The sequence below is a fragment of the Streptomyces scopuliridis genome, assembly GCF_042790125.1.
GTDB lineage: Bacteria > Actinomycetota > Actinomycetes > Streptomycetales > Streptomycetaceae > Streptomyces > Streptomyces scopuliridis_A.
Window position 1 is genome coordinate 374032 of sequence record NZ_JBHTZS010000003.1, and the last position, 25031, is coordinate 399062.

Sequence of the window (25031 nt, forward strand, 5' to 3'; positions counted from 1 at the left end):
GTGCCACAATCCGGTGATACCCGACTCCCTCTGACGCCGGCCCAATCAGGTATTTGGTTCGCGCAGCGGATTGATGTCACCAACACCGTCTACAACATCGCCGAATACGTGGACATCGACGGGCCGGTCCATCCGGAATTCCTGGAAACCGCGCTTCGCCGGGTGGTCGGTGAGACGGACGCGCTGCGGGTGCGATTCGCCGAGCGGGGCGACATCCCCGAGCAGCGGATCCTTGCCACCGTCGACTTCCCCTTCCATGTCCTGGACGTCTCCGCGGACGCCGACCCGGCCGGGAGCGCGCGGACGTGGATGGACGAGGACCGCGAGCGTCCGGTCGACCTGTGCGGCGACCGGCTCTTCACCTTCGCCCTCTTCAGGATCGCGGCGGATCGCTGGTTCTGGTACCTGAGGTTCCATCACATCGTGCTGGACGGCGCCAGCATCGCCCTGTTCGTGCCGCGGGTGGCCCAGGTCTACACCGCCCTGATGGCGGCGCTCCCCGTGCCGGCCAATCCGTTCCCTCCGCTGCGGGGCCTGGTGGAGGCCGCGTGCGACTACGCCGATTCCACGGACCACGACGCCGACCGGGCCTTCTGGACCGAGCGGTTGAGCGGCGCGCGGCCCCCGGTGAGCCTCTCCGGCGGTGAGCAGCACCTGCCCCGCACGGTGATCCGCAGCAGCCGGCTGCTGGGCGCCGACGAGACCGAGGCGATCCGGGGTATCGCGCGCGAGGTCGGCACCGGCTGGCCGACCGTGGTCGTGGCCGCGCTCGCCCTCTATCTGCGGCGCCTCACCGGCACCGACGAGGTGATCATCGGGCTGCCGGTCGCCGCACGGCAGGACCAGGCCGTGCGGGCCGTCCCCGGCAGTGTGTCCAACCTGGTCCCCCTGCGGCTGCGTGTCCGGCCGGACACGAGCGTGGGCGACCTGTTCACCACCGTCGCCGCCGAGATGCGGCAGGCCGTCCGCCACCAGCGGTACCGCCACGAGGACATGCGGCGTGATCTGAGACTCGGCCCGGAGCAGCATCTGATCGGACCGCACGTCAACCTGATCCTGTTCGACTACGGCCTGGACTTCGCCGGCCACGGTGCGACCGTACGCAACCTGCCCAGCGGCCCGGTCACCGACCTCGCGATCGTGCTGGACACCCGTGCCGCCGACGGCGCTCTGCGCTTCGACTTCGACGCCAACTCCGCGCTGTACGACGATGAATCCCTCGCCACGCACCAGGACCGGTTCCTGGACCTGCTCGCCAGACTGTGTGCCTGCGACCCCGGCATGCCGCTCGGACGCCTGGACGTCGTCACCGCCGGGGAAGCCGCGCGCCTGCTCACCCGGCCCGTGCCCGTGGAGACCGCCGCCGGGACACTGCCGGAGCTGTTCGAGCGGGTCGCCGCCGACCACCCCGAGCGCACAGCCGTCGCGCTGGACGGCGTCGGCCACACCTACCGGGAGATCAACGTCCGGGCCAACCGGCTGGCCAGGGAGCTCATCTCCCGGGGCATCGGTCCCGAGCGGTTCGTCGCGCTCGCGCTGCCCCGCTCGGTGGAGATGATCGTCGCGCTGCTCGCCACCCTCAAGGCCGGCGCGGGCTATCTGCCGCTGGACCCGGCCTACCCCGCCGAGCGGATCGCGTTCATGCTCGCGGACGCCGCGCCCGACGTGGTGCTGACCGACATGGCGGGCGCGGAACGCCTGCGGGAGACCGGCGCCGCCGAGCCTCTGGTGCTCGACGACCCGCGTACCGCCGCCGAGGTGGCGGGCCGGGCGGACGGCGACGTCACCGACGCGGAGCGGCGCGCTCCGCTCGACCCGCGGCACCCGGCGTACATGATCTACACCTCCGGCTCCACCGGCCGGCCCAAGGGCGTGGTCGTCCCGCACCGCAACGTGCTCCGGCTGTTCGCCGCGACGGAGCACTGGTTCCGCTTCGGGGCCGAGGACGTGTGGACGCTGTTCCACTCCTACGCCTTCGACTTCTCGGTGTGGGAGATCTGGGGCCCGCTGCTGCACGGCGGCAAGCTGGTGGTCGTCCCGTACGAGGTGAGCCGCTCGCCGGTGGAGTTCCTGCGGCTGCTGGCCCGCGAACGCGTCACGGTGCTCAACCAGACCCCGTCCGCCTTCCACCAGCTCGTGCGGGCCGACCGGGAGAACCCCGGGACCGGCGCCGAACTGGCCCTGCGGTACGTCGTCTTCGGCGGCGAGGCCCTCGATCCGCGGCGGCTGGAGAGCTGGTACGAACGGCATCCGGACGACGCACCGGTCCTGGTGAACATGTACGGCATCACGGAGACCACCGTGCACGTCAGCCACGTCGCGCTGGACCGGCGGACCGTGCGCGCCGCACGGGGCAGCGTGATCGGCGTGCCGATCCCCGATCTCGGGATCCATCTGCTGGACGACGCGCTGCGACCGGTGCCGCCCGGGGTGGCCGCGGAGATGTATGTCTCCGGCGACGGGCTCGCACGCGGCTACCACCGGCGTGCCGACCTGACCTCGCACCGGTTCGTCGCCGATCCCTTCGGCGCGCCCGGCAGCCGCATGTACCGCACCGGCGACGTGGCGTGCTGGACGCCGGACGGGGAGCTGGAGTTCGTCGGACGGGCCGACCAGCAGGTGAAGATCCGCGGTTTCCGGATCGAACCGGGCGAGGTCGAAGCCGTGGTGGAGGGCGTGGCCGGGGTCGCGCGGGCGGCGGTGATCGTGCGCGAGGACCAGCCCGGCGACAAGCGCCTGGTCGCCTACCTCACACCGGCCGGCGACCCCGCCGGCCTCGATCTACGCGCGCTGCGCGAGGCCGTGGCGGGCGCCCTGCCGGAGTACATGGTGCCCGCGGCGTTCGTGGTCCTGCCCGAACTGCCGATCACCGTCAACGGCAAACTGGACCGCGAGGCGCTGCCGGAGCCGGAGTTCGTCGCCGGCTCGGCGGGCCGGGCCCCCCGCACACCGGCCGAGGAGGTCCTGTGCGGTCTGTTCGCCGAGGTCCTCGGCGTGTCGAGCGTCACGATCGACGACAACTTCTTCGACGTGGGCGGCCACTCTCTGCTGGCCACCCGGCTGGTCAGCCGGATCCGCTCGGTGTTCGGCGTGGAGCTGCAGATCCGGACGCTGTTCGAGACGCCCACCGTCGCCGACCTGGCGGAGCGCGTCGGCTGCGCCGAGAACGCCCGTTCCGGCGTCTCCCCGATGCCACGGCCGGCGGAGATACCGCTCTCGTACGCCCAGAACCGGCTGTGGTTCCTGGACCGGCTGGAAGGTCCGGGCTCGGCTTACCACATCCCGCTGGTGCTGCGGCTGTCCGGACCGCTGGACCACGACGCGCTGCTCGCGGCGTTCGGCGACCTGCTCGTCCGGCACGAGAGCCTGCGCACCGTCTTCCCCGATGTGAAGGGCATTCCGAGCCAGGTCGTCCTGGACCCGGAGGCGGCCACGATCGAGCTGCCCGTCTCGGCGATCGCCGCCGAGGACCTGCCCGCGGCATTGGCGAGCTGCGCGGCCGGGCCGTTCGACCTGGCCACCGAACTGCCGCTGCACATCGACCTGTTCTCGCTCGGCGAGGAAGAGCACGTGCTCTCCGTCGTGGTGCACCACATCGCCGCGGACGGATGGTCGCTGGGCGTGCTGGCCCGGGACCTGTCCACGGCGTACGCCGCCCGGGTCCGGGGAGCGGAGCCGGACTGGCAGCCGCTCGCGGCCCAGTACGCCGACTACACGCTGTGGCAGCGGAATGTGCTCGGCGACGACCGGGACCCCTACAGCACCATGGCGCGGCAACTCGCCTTCTGGCGCTCGGAGCTGGCCGGGCTGCCGGAGGAGACCGCGCTCCCCACCGACCGGCCGCGACCGGCCGAGGCGGACTACCAGTCCGACGTGGTGGAGCTCGGGCTGCCGGCCGAACTGCACCGCGGCCTCGCCGAACTGGCCCGGCAGACCGGCACCACGCTGTTCATGGTGCTCCAGGCGGGCCTCGCCTCGCTGCTGTCGGCGCTGGGCTCCGGCCCCGACGTGGTGCTCGGCAGCCCGGTGGCCGGCCGTACCGATGACGCCTTGGACCGGCTGGTCGGCTTCTTCGTCAACACCCTGGTGCTGCGGACCGACGTCTCCGGCGATCCCACCTTCCGTCAGCTGCTGGACCGGGTACGGGAGTCGGACCTGGCGGCCTACGCCCACCAGGACGTGCCGTTCGAGCGACTGGTCGAGGTGCTGAACCCGGAGCGCTCGCTGGCCCGGCACCCGCTGTGCCAGGTCCTGTTCTCGCTGCAGAAGAAGCTGGACGCCACCCTGGACTTCCCCGGCCTGAAAGCGGTCGCGGAGCCGGGCGTGCGCACGATGGCCAAATTCGACCTTTCCTTCGAATTCAGCGAGCATGTCGACGGCAGGGGGGCACCGGGCGGTATCGACGCGGTGGTCGAATTCCGGATGGACCTCTTCGACCGCCACAGCGTGGAATCGCTCACCGGCCGTCTGCTGCGTTTCCTCCGGGTGGTCGTCGCGAATCCGGAAACGCCGGTGCGGGCGGTCGACGTGCTGTCCCCGGCCGAGCGGCGGCGGATTCTGCGGGAATGGAACGACACGCACGGCGACGTACCGGCGGGGACACTGGTCGACCTGCTGGAGCGGACGGCGGCGGAGAATCCGGACGCGGTGGCGGTGAGCGACGGCTCCCGGTCGCTCACCTACGGCGAACTGCACGCGGGCGCCAACCGGCTGGCGCACGAACTCATCACCCGGGGCGCCGGGACCGAGCGCCTGGTCGCACTGGGCCTGCCGCGGTCCGTGGATCTGGTCGTCGCCCTGCTGGCGGTGCTCAAGTCGGGTGCGGCGTACCTGCCCGTGGACCCGTCGTATCCCTTGGAGCGCGTCGCGCTGCTGCTGTCCGACGCCGACCCGGTGCTGCTGGTGAGCACCGAGGGCGTACTGTCCGACTGGCCGGAGGAGGCGGTCGCGAGGGTGCCCGCGCTGGCACTGGACGACCCCGGGACGGTGGAGTCGGTCGCGGCCCGGCCCGGGACCAGCCCGGTCGACGCGGAACGGATGGCGCCGCTGCGGCCGGACAACGCCGCCTACGTCATCTACACCTCCGGCTCGACCGGAACGCCCAAGGGCGTCGTGGTGCAGCACCGCAACGTGGTCAACCTCGTCACCTGGGCGGCACAGGAGATCGGCACGCCCGCCCTGTCCCACGCGCTGGCGTCGACCTCGCTCAACTTCGACGTATCGGTCTTCGAGATCTTCGGGCCGCTGGCGGCCGGCGGACGCATCGACATCGTGCGCGACCTGCTGGCACTCGCCGAGCGTCAGGACGGCTGGTCGGGCGGCATGATCAGCGCGGTGCCGTCCGCGCTGGCCCAGTTGATCAGCCAGGACACCGTCCCCGCCTCGGCCGGTCTGCTGGTGCTCGCCGGAGAGGCACTCACCGGCCGGGCGATGACGGACATCCGCGCGGCCATGCCGAAGGCGCGCATCGCCAACATCTACGGCCCGACCGAGGCCACGGTCTACGCGACGGCGTGGCACTCCGGCGACGGCCCGGCCGAGCCGCTGATCGGCCGTCCGGTCTCCAACACCCAGGTCTACGTGCTGGACTCCTGGCTGCGACCGGTCCCCGCCGCCGTCGCGGGCGAGCTGTACCTGGCGGGCGAGGGCCTGGCCCGCGGCTATCTGGACCGCCCCGCCCTGACCGCGGAGCGTTTCGTGGCCAGCCCGTTCGGTCCCCCGGGCTCCCGCCTGTACCGGACCGGTGACCTGGTGCGGTGGACGCCCGACGGCCAGTTGGTCTACCAGGGGCGCACCGACGAGCAGGTGAAGGTGCGCGGATTCCGTGTCGAGACCGGCGAGATCGAGTCGCTGATCGCCCAGGACCCGGCCGTGGCCCAGGTGGTGGTGGTCGCCCGGGAGGACCGGCACCACCACAAGCAGCTCGTCGCGTACGTCGTACCGGTCTCCGGCTCCGAAGCCGACATCGAGCGCCTGCGCGAGCTGGTGGCGACGACCCTGCCCAGCTATATGATGCCGGCCGCCTTCGTCACCCTGCGCAGACTGCCGCTCAACCCCAACGGCAAGCTGGACCGCAACGCCCTGCCCGCACCGCAGTTCGCCGGCGACAAGGCGGGCCGGCAGCCCCGCACCCCCCACGAGCAGGTGCTGTGCGGTCTCTTCGCGGAGATCCTGGAACTGTCCTCGGTCGGCATCGACGACGGCTTCTTCGACCTCGGCGGGCACTCGCTGATCGCCAACCGGCTGATCATCAGAATCCAGTCGGTGCTCGGCGTCGACCTCGCGGTGCGCGACCTGTTCGAGGCGCCGACCGTGGCCGAGCTGGCGAAACTGGTCGAACGGGCCGGTACGGCCAGGCCCCGCGTCGTCCCGATGGAACGCCCGGCGGAGGTGCCGGTGTCGTTCACCCAGCAGCGGCTGTGGTTCCTCAACCGGCTGGAGGGTCCGAGCCCGACCTACAATCTCGGTGTCTCCCTCCGCTTCACCGGCCAGGCCGACCGTGCCGCGCTCAACGAGGCGCTGCACGACGTGATGGTCCGGCACGAGAGCCTGCGCACGGTCTTCCGCGAGCGCGACGGAGTGCCGATCCAGTGCGTCGTGCCCGCGCGGGAGGCCCGCCCGCGGGTCTCGGTGACCGAGCTGACCGAGCCGGAACTGGACGCCGCGTTGACGGTGGCCGCCCGCCGCGGATTCGACCTGGAGAACGAACTGCCCATCCGGGCCGAGCTGTTCGTGCTCAGCCCCACCGAGCAGGTCTTCCTGATCCTGGTCCACCACATCGCGGCCGACGGCTGGTCGTTCGCCGGACTGGTGAGCGACTTCGCCGGCGCCTACACCGCGCGCCGGGCGGCCCACGCCCCGGACTGGACACCACTGCCGGTGCAGTACGCCGACTACGCGCTGTGGCAGCGGCAGATCCTCGGCGGCATCGACGACCCCGGCAGCGTGCTGGCGCGGCAGATCGACTACTGGAAGTCCACGCTGGCCGGCCTGCCGGACCAGCTGGACCTGCAGACCGACCGGCCCCGCCCCGCTCTGCCCAGCCACGGCGGCGGATTCGTACCGATCGCCATCGGCGCCGAACTCCACGCCCGGCTGCAGGAGATCGCCCGTGCCAGCGGCGCCAGCCTGTTCATGCTCATGCAGGCCGCTCTGGCCGCGCTGCTGAGCCGCTTGGGCGGCGGCGAGGACATCCCGATCGGCACCTCGGTCGCCGGGCGCAACGACGAGTCGCTGGTCGACCTCATCGGCTTCTTCGTCAACACCCTGGTGCTGCGCAACGACCTGTCCGGTGACCCGACCTTCCGGCAGCTCCTCGGCCGGGTGCGTGAGGCGGACCTGTCCGCCTACGCCCACCAGGACGTGCCCTTCGAGCTGCTGGTCGAAGCGCTCAAGCCGGAGCGCTCGCTCTCCCGGCATCCGCTCTTCCAGGTGCTGCTCAACTTCGAGAACACGCCCGAGATGGAGCTGGAGTTCCCCGGCGTGCGCACCCGCCTGCACCCGGTGAACACCGAGGTCGCCAAGTTCGACCTGTCGTTCTCCATGGGCGACCGGTACGCCGACGACGGCACGCCGGCCGGCATCACCGGTCTGCTCAGCTACAGCACCGACCTGTACGACCGCGTCACGGCGGAGGACATCTCCGCCCGGTTCCGCTGCCTGCTGGAGTCGGTCGCCGACGACCCCGCGCAGCGGGTGAGCGAGCTGGAACTGCTCGACGAGGCCGGCCGCCGGCGCATCCTCGCCCTCGGTGTCGGTGAGATCCGCGAGGAGGTCCCACAGACGTTCGTCGAGCGGTTCACGCACCAGGTGGCGAAGACCCCGGACGCCGTCGCGCTGGTCTGCCGGGACGACGAAGTGACGTACCGCGACCTCAACGAGCGCGCCAACCGGCTGGCGCACCACCTCATCGCGCGCGGCGTGGGGGCCGAGGACTGGGTCGCGGTCGCCCTGCCCCGCACCCCGCGGCTCGTGGTCGCGCTGATCGCCGTTCTCAAGGCGGGCGCCGCCTACCTGCCGCTCGACCCGGACTACCCTCAGGAGAGGATCGAGTTCATGGTCGAGGACGCCTCGGCCATGCTGCTCATCACCGACTCGGCCGTCGGCGCGGGCATCCCGGACTCGGCGGACCTGCCACGGCTGTCGCTGGACGATCCGGCCACCGTCGCGGCGGTCGCGAGCCGCCCGGTCACGGATCCCACCGACGCGGACCGGCTGTACCCCGTCAGCCCGCACCACTCCGCGTACGTCATCTACACCTCCGGTTCCACGGGGCGCCCCAAGGGAGTGCTGACCGAACAGCACTGCCTGAGCGACTACCTGAGGTGGAGCACCTCGGGCTACCCGAGCACCACGGGCGCCGCGGTGCTGCACAGCCCGATCTCCTTCGACCTGACCGTGACCGCGCTCTACACGACGCTGTCCGTCGGAGGCACCGTGGTCCTCGCCACGCTGGACGACAGCGATCCGCGGACGCTGGCGGCGCTGGAGAAGACCCCGTGCACGTTCCTCAAGGCCACGCCGAGCCACCTGCCGCTGCTGGAGGCGCTTCCCGACGCGTTCTCACCCACCCGCGAGCTGATGCTGGGCGGCGAGCTGCTGCTCGGCGGGACGCTGACCGAGTGGCGCGCCCGCAACCCCGCGGCGCACATCTACAACGGCTACGGGCCCACCGAAACCACGGTCAACTGCACCCAGTACGTGATCAGGGCCGGCGAACCGGTCGACAGCGGCCCGCTGCCGATCGGCCGCCCCATGCCCAACACCTGGCTGTACGTGCTCGACGAGTCCCTGCGGCCGGTGCCGATGGGTGTGGCCGGTGAGCTGTACGTGGCCGGCGAGGGCATCGCCCGTGGCTATCTGCACCGGCCGACGATGACCGCCGAGCGGTTCGTGCCCAACCCGTTCGGCCCCTCCGGCTCACGCATGTACCGCACCGGCGACATCGTGAAGTGGACCGCGGACGGCGAGCTGTACTTCCTGCGGCGGATCGACGACCAGGTCAAGGTCCGCGGCTTCCGGGTCGAGATCGGCGAGATCGAGAACGCGCTGCTGCGCCGCCCCCATGTCGCCCAGGCCGCCGTCGTGCTCCGGGAGGACGCCCCCGGTGACCGGCGCCTCGTCGCCTACCTCGTGGCCGACGGGCCGCTGGACGAGGCGACGGTCGCCCGCGAGACGGCCGGGGACCTGCCGGACTACATGATGCCCGCGGCCTTCGTGGTGCTGGACGAACTGCCGCTCAGCCCCAACGGCAAGGTCGACCGGCGGGCCCTGCCGGTGCCGGACTACTCCGCCACCGTGTCCGGCCGCGCACCGCGGACGCCGCAGGAGGAGATCCTGTGCGGACTCTTCGCGGAGATCCTCGGCGTGCCCGAAGTCGGGGTGGACGACAGCTTCTTCGACCTGGGCGGGCACTCCCTGCTGGCCACCCGGCTGGTGAGCCGGATCCGCTCGGTCTTCGGCACGGAGCTGCCGATCCGCGCGCTGTTCGAGACCCCGAGCGTGGCCTCCGTCGCCGGGTCGCTGCACGAGGCACCGCAGGGCAGGCCCGCGCTGCGCGGCGGACAGCGGCCGGCGAACCTGCCGCTGTCGTACGGCCAGACCCGGCTGTGGTTCCTCAACCGCCTGGAGGGCCGTAGCGCCGCCTACAACCTGCCGGTCGCGCTGGAGCTGGCCGGCCCGGTGGACGCGTCCGCGCTGCGCGCCGCGCTCGCCGATGTCGTCGCCCGCCACGAGTCGCTGCGCACGATCTTCCCCGAGCGCGACGGCGTTCCGTACCAGGTGGTGCTCGACCCGTCGGTCGCCGCGCCCGAGTTCACCGTGCTCGACGCCGCGGCGGACGAGCTGGACGGCGCGCTGCGGGGCATCGCGGACCGAGGCTTCGACCTCACCGTCGAACCACCGCTGCGGGCCGCCCTGCTGCGAGCCGGCGAGTGGGAGTCGGTGCTCGTGGTCGTGATGCACCACATCGTCGTCGACGGCTGGTCGACCGGGCCGTTCGCCAGGGACCTCGCGGCAGCCTACGGCGCGCGGTGCGCCGGTGCCGCGCCGCCGTGGACGCCGCTGCCGGTGCAGTACCCGGACTACACCCTGTGGCAGCGTTCCGTGCTGGGCGACGAGACCGATCCGGACAGCGTGGCCGCGCGGCAGTTGGCGTACTGGCGCGAAGCGCTGGCCGGACTGCCGGACGAGCTCGGCCTGCCGACGGACCGGCCGCGCCCGGCGACCCCGTCCTACCGCGGTGGCTGGGTCACCTTCCGGCTCGATCCGCGGCTGCACCGGAGTCTGACCGCCCTCGCCAGGCGTTACCGGACGAGCATGTTCATGGTCCTCCAGGCCGGCGTGGCGGTGCTGTTGCACCGTCACGGCGCGGGTACCGACATCCCGCTGGGCACGCCGGTCGCGGGCCGCACGGACGAGGCCCTCGACGAACTGGTGGGATTCTTCGTCAACACCCTGGTACTGCGCACCGACCTGTCCGGCGACCCCACGTTCGCCGAGGTCCTCGGCCGCGTCCGGGACGCCGACCTGGCCGCCTACGCCCACCAGGACGTTCCCTTCGAACGGCTGGTCGACGTGCTGGGACCCGAGCGCGCCATGGCCCGTCACCCGCTCTTCCAGGTGATGGTCAGCCTGCACAACAACCCCGAGGCGGACTACGACCTGCCGGGGGTGCCCGCGCGGCGCCGCATGCTCGACCTGAACGTGGCGAAGTTCGATCTCAACATCAACCTGCGCGAGCTGTTCGACGCCGGCCGCGAGCCCGCGGGGATCGAGGCGGTCGCCGAGTACAGCGCGGACCTGTTCGACCACGACACCGTGGCGCGGATGACCGAGCGGTTCACCCACCTGATGGAACGTCTCTGCGCCGAACCCGACCGGGTCATCGGCGACATCGGCATCCTGACCACCGCCGAGCGCACCCGGCTGCTGAGCGACTGGAACGCCACGACGGCCGACCCGGGCCCGCACTCGCTGATCGAGGCGATCGAGGCGTCGGCGGCCCGGAACCCCGGGCATGTCGCGGTCGTCGCCGACGACGGCGAGGTCACCTACGCCGAACTGAACGCCCGCGCGAACCGGTTGGCCCGCCACCTGGCCGACCGGGGCGCCGGTCCTGAGGTCAGGGTCGCGGTGAGCCTGCCGCGCGGCCTGGACCTGGTGGTGGCGCTGCTCGCGGTGGGCAAGTCCGGCGCGGCCTACGTCCCGCTCGACCCGGCCTACCCGGCCGAGCGGGTGCGCCACATCCTCACCGACGGCTCGCCCGCGCTGGTGCTCACCACCCGCGAACTGGCCCACGATCTGCCCGTCGCGGCCGGGGCGGCGCTGATCGCGCTCGACGACCCCGCCGCGCGGCAGCGGATCGCCGCTCTGCCGGAGACCGACCCGCCCGGCACGGCGCGCGGCGACCATCCGGCGTACGTGATCTACACCTCCGGTTCCACCGGCCGGCCCAAGGGCGTCGTGGTGACCCGCGCGAACCTCACCAACTTCGTGCTGGACATGCGCGACCGGCTGCCGGTCACCGAGGCGGACGTTCTGGTCGCGGTCACCACCGTCGCCTTCGACATCGCCGGGCTGGAGCTGTACGTACCCCTGGTGGCCGGGGCCCGGCTGGTGGTCGCCACCGCCGAGCGGGTACGCGACGTGGACCGGCTCGCCGAGCTGATCACCGGAGCCGGAGCCACCGTCGTCCAGGCGACGCCGACGCTGTGGCAGGCGCTGGCGTCCGAGCACCCGGCGGCGCTGGCCGGGCTGCGGGTGCTGGTCGGCGGCGAGGCGCTGCCGGCCGGACTCGCCACCCGGCTGGGCGAGTTGGCCGCCGGGGTGCGCAACATGTACGGACCCACCGAGACCACGGTGTGGTCCACCACCGCCGAGGTGGACGACCGGCCCGGTGCGCCCGCGATCGGCCGACCGATCGCCAACACCCGGGTGTACGTGCTGGACTCCCGCCTCGCGCCGGTGCCGGCCGGCGTGGCGGGCGACCTGTACCTCGCCGGTGACGGCGTGGTCCGCGGCTATCTGGACCGAGCCGGGCTGACCGCCGAGCGGTTCGTGGCGGACCCGTTCGGCCCGCCCGGCACCCGTATGTACCGCACCGGCGACCTGGCCCGGTGGAACACCGCGGGCGAACTCGAATTCGCCGGCCGCGTCGACGACCAGGTCAAGGTGCGTGGCTTCCGGATCGAACCCGGCGAGATCGAGGCCGTCCTCGCCGCCCACCCGGCGCTCGCCCAGGCCACCGTGGTGGCCCGGACGGACCGTGAGGGAGACAAGCGCCTGGTGGCCTATCTCGTCGCCACGAGCGGGGGAGAGGTACCGGCCGCGGCCGGGCTACGGGAGTACGCGGCCCGTGTCCTTCCGGACTACATGATCCCCGCCGCGTTCGTCACCCTTGCCGCCCTGCCGCTCACTCCGAACGGCAAGGTGGACCGCAAGCTGCTGCCGGCCCCCGACTTCACCGCGCTCACCGGTGGCGAGGCACCGCGCACACCCCGCGAGGAGGCGCTGTGCGAGGTGTTCGCGGAGGTCCTCGGCCTGCCCTCGGTGGGCGTCCGGGACAGCTTCTTCGACCTCGGCGGCGACAGCATCGTCTCGATCCGGCTGGTGAGCCGCGCCCGGAAGAAGGGCCTGAGGATCAAGCCCGAGGACGTTTTCGTCCACCGCACCGTCGAAGGGCTGGCGTCCGTGGCGACCGACGTCGCCGACGTCGTCGTGGAATCACCCGGCACCGGGACCGGCGGGGTCCCGCTCCCGCCGCCCGTTCACGCGCTGCGCGAGCGGGGCGGCCCGGTCGCGGCGTGGCACCGGTCGCTGCTGCTGGACGCCCCGGCCGGCCTGGACCTCGACCGGCTGCACGATGTGGTGGGCATGCTCACCGACCGGCACGACGTGCTCCGGCTGGCACTCGGCAGGCACGACGACGGCGCGCGGTGGAGTCTGGAGGTCAGGCCCACCGGCACGGTGGACGTCGGCGGCCGTATCACCCGCGTCGCGGTCGAAGGGCCGGACGCCGACGGACCGGCCGCCGTCCTCGACCACACCCGGCGGGCGGCCGGCCGACTCGACGCCGACGCGGGAGAGGTCGCCCACTTCGTCTGGTTCGACGCGGGACCCGCCCGGCAGGGCCGGTTGCTCGTGGTTCTGCACCGGCTGGTGGCGGACGCGGCCTCCTGGCGCATCCTGCGGACCGAACTGGCCCACTGCCTGCGCGCCCTCACCGGTGACGGGCCGGAGGCCCTCCAGCCGGCGGGGACCTCGTACCGCCGCTGGGCCCAGCAACTGGTGGTCGCCGCGCAGGACCCGGAACGCGAGCGCGAACTGGACCTGTGGACGGGCATGCTCGCCGACGCGGAACCCCGGCTCACCGGCGCGGAGCCCCGGCTCACCGGCCGGCCGGCGGACCCCGACGCGCCCGGCGCTCCGGGCACGCTTCGCCGTACGCTGCCGCGGCGGTCGACCGAACCGCTGCTCGGCCGGGTACCCGCCGCCTTCAACTGCGCCGTGGAGGACGTGCTGCTCACCGCGTTCACGCTGGCCGTCGCGCACTGGCGGCGCCGGCACCTGCGCGACCACCGAGGCGGTACGAGCGTCCTGCTGGACCTGGAGCGGGACGGCCGCGAACCCTTCGCCGACGGCCAGGACCTGACCCGCACCCTGGGGTGGCTCGCCACGGAGCACCCCGTGCGCCTCGACCCCGGCACCGTCGACTGGGCCGAGCTGACCGCGGGCGGCCCGGACGTCGGCACCGCCATCAAGGCGGTCAAGGAGCAACTGCGTTCGGTGCCGGACCACGGCATCGGCTACGGCATGCTGCGCCACCTCAACCCGCGTACCGCGCCGGTGCTGGCCGCACTGCCCCGGCCGGCCATCGGCTTCGGCTACCTCGGCCGGCTCGACACCACGCAGCTCGCCGAGTGGCCGGTCTCCGCCGGATCTGCCGAGTCGCTCCAGGCACCGGACCCGGGGCCGCGGACCGGGCACGCACTGGAGGCGACCGCCCTGGTCACCGACGGTCCCGACGGGCCGTGCCTCGTTCTCGCCTGCACCTGGGCCACCGAACTGTTCGACGAGAAGGCCGTGCGGGATCTGGCCGACGACTGGCTTCGCGCGCTGGAAGCCCTCGCCGCCCACGCCGGGGCCGCGGGTGCCGGCGGCCACACCCCGTCCGACCTCTCCCTGGTCGGCCTCGACCAGGACGAAATCGACGTACTGGAAGCTGACGGAAGGTTCTTCTCCTCATGACGAAGCCGGGTTTCCAGGACGTTCTGCCGCTCTCGCCACTCCAGGAAGGTCTGCTGTTCCACACCGTCTACCACGAGCGCTCGCTGGACATCTACACAGCCCGGCTCCGTATCGACCTCGACGGTGAGCTGGACACGGCCGTGATGCGGGAGTCGGTGGCGGGCCTGCTGCGCCGGCACCCCAACCTGCGCGCCGCCTTCCGCCATGAGCGGCTCAGCAGACCGGTGCAGCTCATACCCCGCGATGTGCCCCTGCCGTGGGAGGAGTTCGACCTGCGCGGCCTGCCCGAGGAGCGGCAGGCGGCGGAGCTGCGGCAGCTCACCGAGGCCGCGTCGGACCGTTCATTCGATCTGACCCGGCCCCCGCTGCTGCACTTCACGCTGATCCACCACGGTGAGCGCCGCCACCGGCTGATCATGGCGCACCACCACATCCTGCTGGACGGCTGGTCGGTGGGCAGGCTGATGACGGACCTGTTCACCCTCTACGCCGCGGCCGGCGACGAGTCGGCGCTGCCGCCCGTGACGCCCTACCGCGACTACCTCGCCTGGCTGGCCGGACAGGACCGGCCGGCGGCGGAGGAGGCGTGGCGGACCGTGCTCCACGGGATCGAGGAGCCGACCCGGCTCGTGCCCGAGGACCGGCTGCGCACCCCCGTCGCGCCGGAACGCCTGGTGGTCGAGGTCCCGGCGGAGCTGAGCCGCGAGCTGACCGCGATGGCACGCAAGCACGACCTGACCCTCAACACCGTCTTCCAGGGAGCCTGGGCGATCGTCCTCGGCGGTCTGACCGGCCGCGGCGACGTGGTCTTCGGCGGCACCGTCTCCGGGCGTCCGGCGGACATCCCCGGAGTGGAGAGCATCGTCGGCCTGTTCATCAACACGCTGCCCGTACGGGTGCGGCTGGACCCTGCCGAGCCGGTGGGCGGGATGCTGGCCCGGTTCCAGCGGCAGCAGGCCGGACTGATGTCCCATCAGCACCTGAACCTGCCCGATGTGCACGCCCTGGCCGGCGCGTCAGGTGAGCTGTTCGACACGATCACCGTCACCGAGAACTACCCCTTCGACGAGGAGGGATTCCGGGAGCTGGCCGGCCTGACCATCGTCGGCGCGCAGGGAGCGGACGCCAACCACTACCCGCTCAGCGTGGCCGCCCTCCCCGGTGAGACGCTGCGGATCCGCTTCGGCTACCGGCCCGATGTCTTCGGCCCGGACGACATAAGAACGATCGGCGACCGGCTGGTGCGGACGCTGGAAGCCGTGGTGCGTGACCCGGGCCGCCCGGTCGGCCGGCTGGATCTGCTCGCCGCGAACGAGCGCGAGGAGATCCTGCGCGCCCGCAACGACACCGGGACCGAGCGCCCGCGGACCCTGCCGGAGCTGTTCGCCGCGCGGGTCCGGCAGGCGCCGTTGGACCCCGCGGTGATCTTCGAGGACACCACGCTGTCCTACGCCGAGCTGGACCGCCGGGCGAACCAGCTGGCCCACCGCCTCGTCGAGGCCGGAGCCCGGCCGGAGCAGTTCGTCGCGCTGGCACTGCCGCGTTCGGCGGAGCTGGCCGTCGCCGTGCTCGCCGTGCACAAGGCAGGCGCCGCGTATCTTCCGGTAGACCCCGACTACCCGGCCGACCGCATCGCCTACATGCTGGACGACGCGCGGCCCCGCATCGTGCTGACCACCGCCGCCATCGCCGGGACCCTGCCGGCCGGCGGCCCGCCGCGGATCGTGCTGGACGACCCGGACACCACGGCGCGCCTCGCCGCCGCTCCGGGCGACCGGGCGCCCGCCCCGGCGACGACGGTGGACCATCCCGCCTACCTCATCTACACCTCCGGATCCACCGGCAGGCCCAAGGGCGTCGTGGTCTCGCACCGCGGCATCGCGAGCCTGGTCGCCGCGCAGATCGAACGGTTCGAGGCCGGTCCCGGCAGCCGTGTGCTGCAGTTCGCCTCGATCAGCTTCGACGCGGCGTTCTGGGAACTGGTCATGGGCCTGCTGACCGGCGCGGCCCTGGTGCTCGCGCCCGCCGAACGGCTGCGCCCGGGCCGGCCGTTGGCCGAGCTCGTCGCCGAACGGGGCGTCACCCACGCCACGATCCCGCCGGCCGCGCTCGCCGTGCTCGACCAGGACGCGCTGCCCGAGGGCATCACACTGGTGGTGGCCGGCGAGGCGACCGCGCCGGAGCTGGCCGGCCGCTGGTCGGCCGGCCGCCGCATGATCAACGCGTACGGCCCCTCCGAAACCACCGTCTGCGCCACCATGAGCGCACCGCTGGCGGGAGAGGCTGTCCCGCCGATCGGCGGCCCGGTCACCGGCACCCGGGTCTATCTGCTGGACGCCGCGCTGCGCCCGGTGCTGCCCGGCGTGCCCGGGGAACTGTACGTGGCCGGGGCCGGCCTGGCCCGCGGCTACCTGGACCGGCCGGGGCTGACCGCCGAGCGCTTCGTGGCCAACCCCTTCGAGGGCCCTGGCGCCAGGATGTACCGCACCGGCGACATGGCGACCCGTGACGCCCACGGCGAACTGGTCTTCCACGGGCGCGCCGACAGCCAGGTGAAACTGCACGGCTTCCGTATCGAACCCGGCGAGATCGAGTCGGTCCTGCTCGCCCGGGACGACATCGCCCAGGCCACCGTGATCATCCGCGAGGACCGGCCTGGCGACCACCGGCTGGTGGCCTACCTGGTGCCCAGGGCCGGCGCCGGGGCGCCGGGGGTGGCCGCCCTGCGCGCGGGGGTCTCGGACACCCTGCCGTCGTACATGGTGCCGGCGGCCTTCGTCGTCCTCGACGAACTCCCGCTGACCCCCAACGGGAAGCTGGACAAGCGCGCGCTGCCCGCCCCGGACTTCTCCGGATTGGCCTCGGGCCGTACACCGCGCACTCCCCAGGAGGAGATTCTCTGCGGGCTGTTCGCGGAGATCCTCGGCGCGTCCGTGGTGAGCATCGACGACAGCTTCTTCGAACTCGGCGGCCACTCGCTGCTGGCGACCCGGCTGGTCACCCGGATCCGCTCGGTGTTCGGCGTCCAGTTCTCGTTGCGCGGTCTCTTCGAGTCGCCGACCGTGGCCGGGCTCGCCCAACTGCTCACCTCGCAGGGCCCGGTCACCCGGCGGATCGAACCCGCCCCGCGTCCGGACGATGTCCCGCTGTCGATGCAGCAGACCAGGCTGTGGTTCCTCAACCGGTTCGAGGGCCCGAGCCCGGCGTACAACGTGCCCATGGCCGCACGGCTGACCGGACCGCTGGACGTCGGGGCGCTGCGCATGGCGCTGGCCGATGTGGCGCGGCGGCACGAAAGCCTGCGCACGGTGTTCCCGGAGCGCGACGGCATGCCCTGTCAGGTCGTGGTGGACAGCGCACCGGAGCTGACCGTGACCGACGTCGATCCGGCCGGTCTGGACGCGGCGCTGGACGAGGCCGCCGGCCAGGGCTTCGACCTGACCGCCGAGCCACCGGTACGGGCGCGGCTGCTGCGGCTCGGCGACGAGGAGCACGTCCTGCTGGTGCTGATGCACCACATCGTGATGGACGAGTGGTCGGCCGTGCCGTTCGGCCGCGACCTGTCCGCCGCCTACGGCGCTCGCCGCGACGGCGATGAGCCGCCGCTCGAACCGCTTCCGGTGCAGTATGCGGACTTCGCCCTGTGGCAGCGCGACGTACTCGGCAGCGAGGACGACCCGGACAGCACGGTGTCACGGCATCTGGCCTTCTGGCGCGAGACGCTGGCCGGGCTGCCGCTCGAACTGGACCTGCCGGCCGACCGCCCGCGTCCGGCGACCGCCTCCTACCGGGGCGGCACGGTGCCCTTCCGGATCAACCAGGAGGTCCACCGGCGCCTCGTCGCGCTCTCCCGCAACTGCCAGGCCAGCGTGTTCATGACGCTGCAGGCGGGCCTCGCGGTACTGCTGCACCGGCTGGGCGCCGGAGACGACATCCCGCTCGGCACCCCGATCGCCGGACGCGGCGACGAGTCGCTGGACGACCTGGTCGGCTTCTTCATCAACACCCTGGTGCTGCGCACCGACCTGTCCGGCGATCCCGACTTCCGTGAACTGCTGGGCCGGGTACGGGAGGCCGACCTGGCCGCCTACGGCCACCAGGAGGTGCCGTTCGAGCGGTTGGTGGAGGTGCTGAACCCCGAGCGCTCGATGGCCCGGCACCCGCTCTTCCAGGTGATGCTCACTCTCCACAACAACCCGACCGCGCCGTTCCGGCTGCCGGGGGTGCGGGTCGGCACACAGCGCGTCGACGCTGCCGTGGCCAAGTTCGACCTGCTGTTCAGCCTCCGCGAGAGCTACACCGCAGACGGGCGTCCCGGCGGCGTCGAGGGCTTCGTCGAGTACAGCGAGGACCTGTTCGACGAGCGGACCGCCGAGCGCGTCGCGGCCTCGTTCGTGAGAGTGCTGGAGGGCGCCGTCGCCGACCCCGGCCGCGCGGTGAGCAAGGTCGAGGTGCTGGACCCGGTCGCCCGCCACGACCTGCTGGTCACCCGCAACGACACCGAGCACCCGGTACCCGGCGCCTCGCTGCCCGCGCTGTTCGAGGCCCGGGTCGCGGCACACCCCGACGCCCCGGCGCTGGTCTGTGGCGACGAGGAGCTGACGTACGCCGGACTGAACGCGCGGGCCAACCGGCTCGCCCGCCTGCTGATCGGCCGCGGCATCGGTCCCGAGAGCATCGTGGGGCTGGCCCTGCCCCGCTCGGCGGAGCTCATCGTCGGCCTGCTCGCCGTGCTCAAGGCGGGCGCGGGCTATCTGCCGGTCGACCCGGAGTACCCGGCCGAGCGGATCGCCTTCATGCTTGAGGACGCCGGTCCCGGGGCGCTGCTGACGACCACCGAGGTCGCCGGCCGGCTGCCCGCCGGGCCCCCGGCGCTGTCGCTGGACGATCCACGGGTGCTCGCCGAACTGGCCGAGCCGGCGGACACCGACCCCCGTGACGACGAGCGGACCGCCCCGCTGCTGCCGCGGCACCCCGCCTATCTGATCTACACCTCCGGCTCGACGGGCCGTCCCAAGGGCGTGGTGATGCCGGGCGGCGCGCTGGTCAACCTGATGTCCTGGCACGCCTCGGCCATCCCCGCCGAACCAGGGGCCCGGGTCGCCCAGTTCACCGCGATCAGCTTCGACGTCTCGGCCCAGGAGATCCTCTCCGCCCTGCTGGACGGCAAGACGCTCGTGATGCCGGACGAGGAGACCCGGCGCGACCCGGCCCGGTTCGCGGCCTGGCTGCGGGAACGGCACGTCACCGAGGTGTACGCGCCCACCATGATGCTGGACGCGCTCGGCGAGGCCGTCGCGGAGCACGGCGTCGACCTGCCCGCCCTGCGCCATGTCTCCCAGGCCGGCGAGGCCCTGGTGCTGGGCGATCGCGTCCGTGACCTGTGCGGCGCGGCCCAGCGGGAGCTGCACAACCACTACGGCCCGTCCGAGACGCACGTGGTCACCGCCCACACCCTGCCGGCGGACGGCCGGGGCCCGCACGGGAGACCGGTGCCGATCGGGCGTCCCGTGTGGAACACCCAGGTGTACGTGCTGGACGCGGCCCTGCGTCCGGTACCGGACGGCGTCACCGGCGAACTGTACGTGGCCGGGGCGCAGTTGGCGCGCGGCTACCACCACAGGCCGGGCCTCACCGCGGAGCGGTTCACGGCCGACCCGTTCGGACCGCCCGGCACCCGCATGTACCGCACCGGCGACCTGGCGCGCTGGACCGGCGACGGCCTCCTGGAGTACGCGGGACGCGCGGACCACCAGGTGAAGATCCGCGGCTTCCGGATCGAACCGGGCGAGATCGAGGCCGTACTGCGCACACACCCGGAGGTCGCCCGCGCCGCCGTCGTGGCCCAGGACGGTCCGAACGGCGGCCGGCGGCTGGTCGGCTACGTCGTGCCGGTCGCCGCCCCCGTCCGCCCGGCCGCGCTGCGCGCGCACGTCGCGGCGGCGCTGCCGGACCACATGGTGCCCGGGGCGTTCGTATCCCTGGACGAGTTCCCGCTGACGCCCAGCGGCAAGCTGGACCGGGCCGCGCTGCCGCTGCCCGAGGCCGAATCGCCGGCGGTCCGCGCCCCGCGCGGTCCGCGCGAGGAGATCCTGTGCGGCCTGTTCGCCGAGGTGCTCGGCGTTCCTTCGGCCGGCGCCGACGACGACTTCTTCGCCCTCGGCGGCCACTCGCTGCTGGCGACCAAGCTGGTCAGCCGGATCCGTTCCACGCTGGGCGTGGAACTGGCCGTGCGCGACATCTTCCGGACCCCGACCGTGGCGGGCCTCGCCGCCAAGGCCGCCGGTGCGGCCGACGCCCGCGCGGCCGTCCGCGCCATGCCCCGCACCGACCTCGTCCCGCTCTCCTTCGCGCAGCGTCGGCTCTGGTTCCTCAACCGGCTGGAGGAGAAGAGCTCCACGTACAACCTGCCGCTGGCCGCGCGGCTCACCGGGGCGCTGGACGTGTCCGCGCTGCGGGCCGCGCTCGGTGATGTGGTGGCCCGGCACGAGAGCCTGCGCACCACGTTCCCCGAGACCGACGGCACCCCCCGCCAGTCGGTCGTCCCGGCGGAGCGGGCCGCTCCCGATCTCGTGGTCGCCCGGGTCGACGAGGCAGGGCTGGACGCCGCGATGCGGGAGGCAGCCTTCCGCGGGTTCGACCTGGCCACTGAACTGCCGCTGCGGGCACACCTGTACGAACTCGCCCCGGACCACCACGTACTGCTCATCGTGATGCACCACATCGCGGGCGACGGCCTGTCCATGGCGCCGATGGCCCGCGACCTCGCCGAGGCGTACGCCGCCCGGCTGCGGGGCCGCGCGCCGGGCTGGGCTCCGCTCCCGATCCAGTACGCGGACTACACGCTGTGGCAGCGCGAGGTACTGGGCGGCGAGACCGAGCCGGACAGCGAGATCGCCCGCCAACTGGAGTTCTGGCGCACGGCCCTGGCCGGACTGCCGGACGAGCTGCGACTGCCCGCCGACCGGCCGCGGCCCGCGGTGGCCGCCCACACGGGCTCCACGGTCCCCTTCGCGGTCCCGGCCGCGCTGCACGAGCGGATGGCGCTGCTGGCCCGGCGGACCAGGACCAGCCTGTTCATGGTCGGCCAGACCGCGCTCGCCGCACTGCTCACCCGGCTCGGCGCGGGCACCGACATCCCGCTGGGCACCCCGGTCGCCGGGCGCACGGACGAGGCGCTGGACGACCTGGTCGGGTTCTTCGTCAACACCCTGGTGCTGCGCATCGACACCGGCGGCGATCCGACCTTCACCGAACTGCTGGGCAGGGTGCGCGAGGACAACCTCGCCGCCTACGCCAACCAGGAGGTGCCGTTCGAGCGGCTGGTCGAGGTACTCAACCCCGAGCGCTCGCTCGGCCGCCACCCGCTCTTCCAGGTCTGGCTGAACCTGCAGAACACCCCCGACGCCGAGATCACCCTGCCAGGCGTGGAGATCGGCCCGCAGGACTGCGGCATCGGCGCGGCCAAGTTCGACCTCGCCTTCAGCCTGCGCGAGCGCTACGACGAACAGGGCCGGCCGGCCGGCATGACCGGTCTGGTCGAGTACAGCGACGACCTGTTCGACCCGGGGACCGTCGCGCGCATCGCCGACCGGCTGCTGCTTCTGCTGGACGCGGTGTGCGCGGACCCGGACCGGCCGCTCACCCGGCTCGACGTGCTCTCCCCGGCGGAACGCCACCAGGTGCTGAACGACTTCAACGCGACCGCGCGCGACATGCCGCGGGCCACCATCGCCGAACTGTTCGGCCGTCAGGCCGCCGCCACCCCCGCCTCCGTGGCGATCCGTTACGACGGAACGGAGCTGACCTACGCGCAACTGGACGCCGAGGCCAACCGCCTGGCACAGCTGCTGGCGGGCAGGGGCATCGGCCCCGAGGACATCGTGGCCGTCGCCCTGCCGCGGACGCCGCGACTGGTGGCCGCCCTGCTCGCGGTGGGCAGGACCGGCGCGGCCTACCTGCCCGTCGACCCGGCCTACCCGGCGGACCGGATCTCGTTCATGCTCGCCGACTCCCGGCCGGCCACGCTGCTGACGGAGAGACCGGTCGCCGACGGGCTGCCCGGCTCCGGGGTTTCCCACGTGCTGCTGGACGACCCCGGTGTCCGGCGCGAACTGGCCGCGCTGCCGGACACGGCGCCGGACACCGGACGGAAGGCATCCCCGGCCAACGCCGCGTACGTGATCTACACCTCCGGCTCCACCGGCGTCCCCAAGGGCGTGGTGGTCTCGCACGAGGGCATCGGCACCTTCGGCGCCATCCGCGAGCGGTTCGGCCTCGACGCGAGCAGCCGCATGCTGCAGTTCGCCTCCGCCGGCTTCGACGCGGCCGTCTGGGAGGTGCTCGCACCGCTGCTCGTCGGCGGCGTCCTGGTGATGGCCCCCGCCGACGATCTGGCGGTCGGCGAGCCGCTGGCCGCGCTGCTGGCCCGCGAACGCGTCACCCACGCCAACATCCCGCCGGCCGCGCTCGCCGTGCTGCCCCCGGGCGCGCTCCCCGACGGCATGAACGTGATCGTCGCGGGGGAGGCGTCCGCACCGGATCTGATCGCCCGCTGGGCGGACGGCCGGCGGCTGCTCAACGCCTACGGCCCGACCGAGGCCACCGTGTGCGCCACGGTCAGCGACCCCCTCACCGCCGGTGTCACCCCGCCGATCGGCCGCCCGCTGTGGAACGTCCGGGTGCTGGTGCTGGACGAGACGCTGCGGCCGGTCCCGGTCGGGACGCCGGGCGAGGCATACCTGGCCGGAGCGGGCCTGGCCCGGGGCTACGCAGGCCGGCCCGGACTGACCGCGGAGCGGTTCGTGGCCGACCCGTACGGCCCCGCCGGCTCCCGTATGTACCGCACCGGCGACCTGGTCCGCTGGCTGCCGGACGGCAACCTGGAGTTCGCCGGCCGCGCCGACGACCAGGTCAAGATCCGCGGCTTCCGGATCGAGCCGGGCGAGATCGAGTCGCTGCTCGCGGCCCATCCCGATGTCGCGCAGACAGCCGTACTGGCCCGGGAGGACGAGCCGGGCGAGCTGCGCCTGGTCGCCTACGTGGTCGCTCCGGAAGGCCGCGAGGCGCCCTCGGCGGAGGCGCTGCGCGAGCACACCGCCGCGCGCCTGCCCGCATACATGGTGCCGGCGGCCTTCGTCGTACTCCCGGCACTGCCACTGACCCCCAACGGGAAGATCGACCGCAAGGCGCTGCCGGCGCCGGAGTCCACCGGCCGGACCGGCGGCCGTGCCCCGCGCAACGCGACCGAGACCACGCTGCGGGAGATCTTCCGCGCCGTGCTCCGCGACGACGAGGTCGACGTCGAGGCGAACTTCTTCGAACTCGGCGGGCACTCCCTGCAGGCGACCAAGCTGGTCAGCCGGATCCGCAGCGAGTTCGCGGCCGAACTGCCGCTGCGCGACTTCTTCGAGAACCCGACCGTGGCCGGCCTGGCCGCGCTGATCGACAGGGCCGACGACGCCCGGCGGACCGTGGTGCCACAAGCACGGCCGGAACGCATCCCGCTGTCGTTCGCCCAGCGCCGGCTGTGGTTCCTGGGAAGGCTGGAGGGCCCCAGCCCCACCTACAACATCCCCTTGGCCATGCGGCTCGCCGGAGCGCTCGACGTCGTCGCGCTGCAGGCCGCGATCGGCGACGTGGTGGCCCGGCACGAGAGCCTGCGTACCACGTTCGCCGAGACCGACGGGGTGCCGCGCCAGGACATCCTGGCCCCCGAGGCGGCCACCCCCCGGCTGCGGATCACCGAGACCGGACCGGACGAGGTGGACGCGGCCGTCGCCGAGGCCGCCGCGTACGGCTTCGACCTGGCCGCCGAACCGCCGGTGCGCGTCCATCTGTTCACCGTGGGGCCGCACGACCACGCGCTGCTCTTCCTCGTCCACCACATCGCCTGCGACGGCTGGTCGCTCGGCCCGCTGCTGCGCGACCTGTCGGACGCCTACCGGGCCCGCGTGGCCGGCCGGGCGCCGCAATGGACGCCACCGGCCGTGCAGTACGCCGACTACGCCCTCTGGCAGCACGACCTCCTGGGCGACGAGGACGACAAGGACTCGCGGCTGTCGACGGAACTGGACTACTGGCGCGAGCGGCTCGCCGGCATGCCGGAGGAACTGGCGCTGCCGACCGACCTGCCACGCCCCGCCAGACCCAGCCACCGGGGCGGCCTGGTACGGCTGCGCCTGGCAGCCCCGCTGCACCGGGCGCTGGCCGACCTGGCCAAGAGCGCGGGAGCGAGCCCCTTCATGGTGCTGCAGGCCGGGCTCGCCGCACTGCTCACCCGGCTCGGCGTCGGCACCGACATCCCCCTGGGCACCACGGTCGCCGGACGCACCGACGACGCCCTCGACGACGTGGTCGGCTTCTTCGTCAACACCCTGGTGCTGCGCACCGACACCAGCGGCGCCCCGAGCTTCCGGGAACTGGTCGAGCGGGTGCGGCGCACCGACGCCGCCGCCTACGAGAACCAGAACGTGCCGTTCGAGCGGCTGGTCGAGGTGCTGAGCCCCCACCGCTCGATGTCCCGGCACCCGTTGCTGCAGATCATGCTCAACCTGCTCAACACCCCGCCCGCCGAGCTGAGCCTCGGTGACGGCCTGACCATCGCCCAGCAGCCCAGCGGTCTGCGCGTGGCCAAGTTCGACCTGGCGTTCAACCTGGCCGAGACGGCCGGTGCGGACGGCGAACCCGACGGCATCGTGGGTGTCATCGAGTACAGCACCGATCTGTTCACCCACGGCACCGTCCAGATGCTCGCCGACCGGCTGGTCGCCCTGCTGGACCGC

2 protein-coding genes (1 of these 2 running past the window's edge) are annotated in these 25031 nt (G+C 73.0%); both read left to right on the forward strand.

The features are described from left to right. Positions 1-14247 (forward strand): amino acid adenylation domain-containing protein, encoded by a 14247-nt coding sequence (locus ACFRKB_RS06240; RefSeq protein WP_383103723.1) that lies wholly within the window; start codon positions 1-3, stop codon positions 14245-14247. Beyond that, on the forward strand, positions 14244-25031 hold the 5' portion of the coding sequence (locus ACFRKB_RS06245) for an amino acid adenylation domain-containing protein (protein WP_383103724.1). The gene runs 3387 nt beyond the window's last position; the window shows 10788 of its 14175 coding nt (coding positions 1-10788); its start codon is at positions 14244-14246; its stop codon lies beyond the right edge, outside the window. The genes ACFRKB_RS06240 and ACFRKB_RS06245 overlap by 4 nt, the downstream gene beginning before the upstream one ends.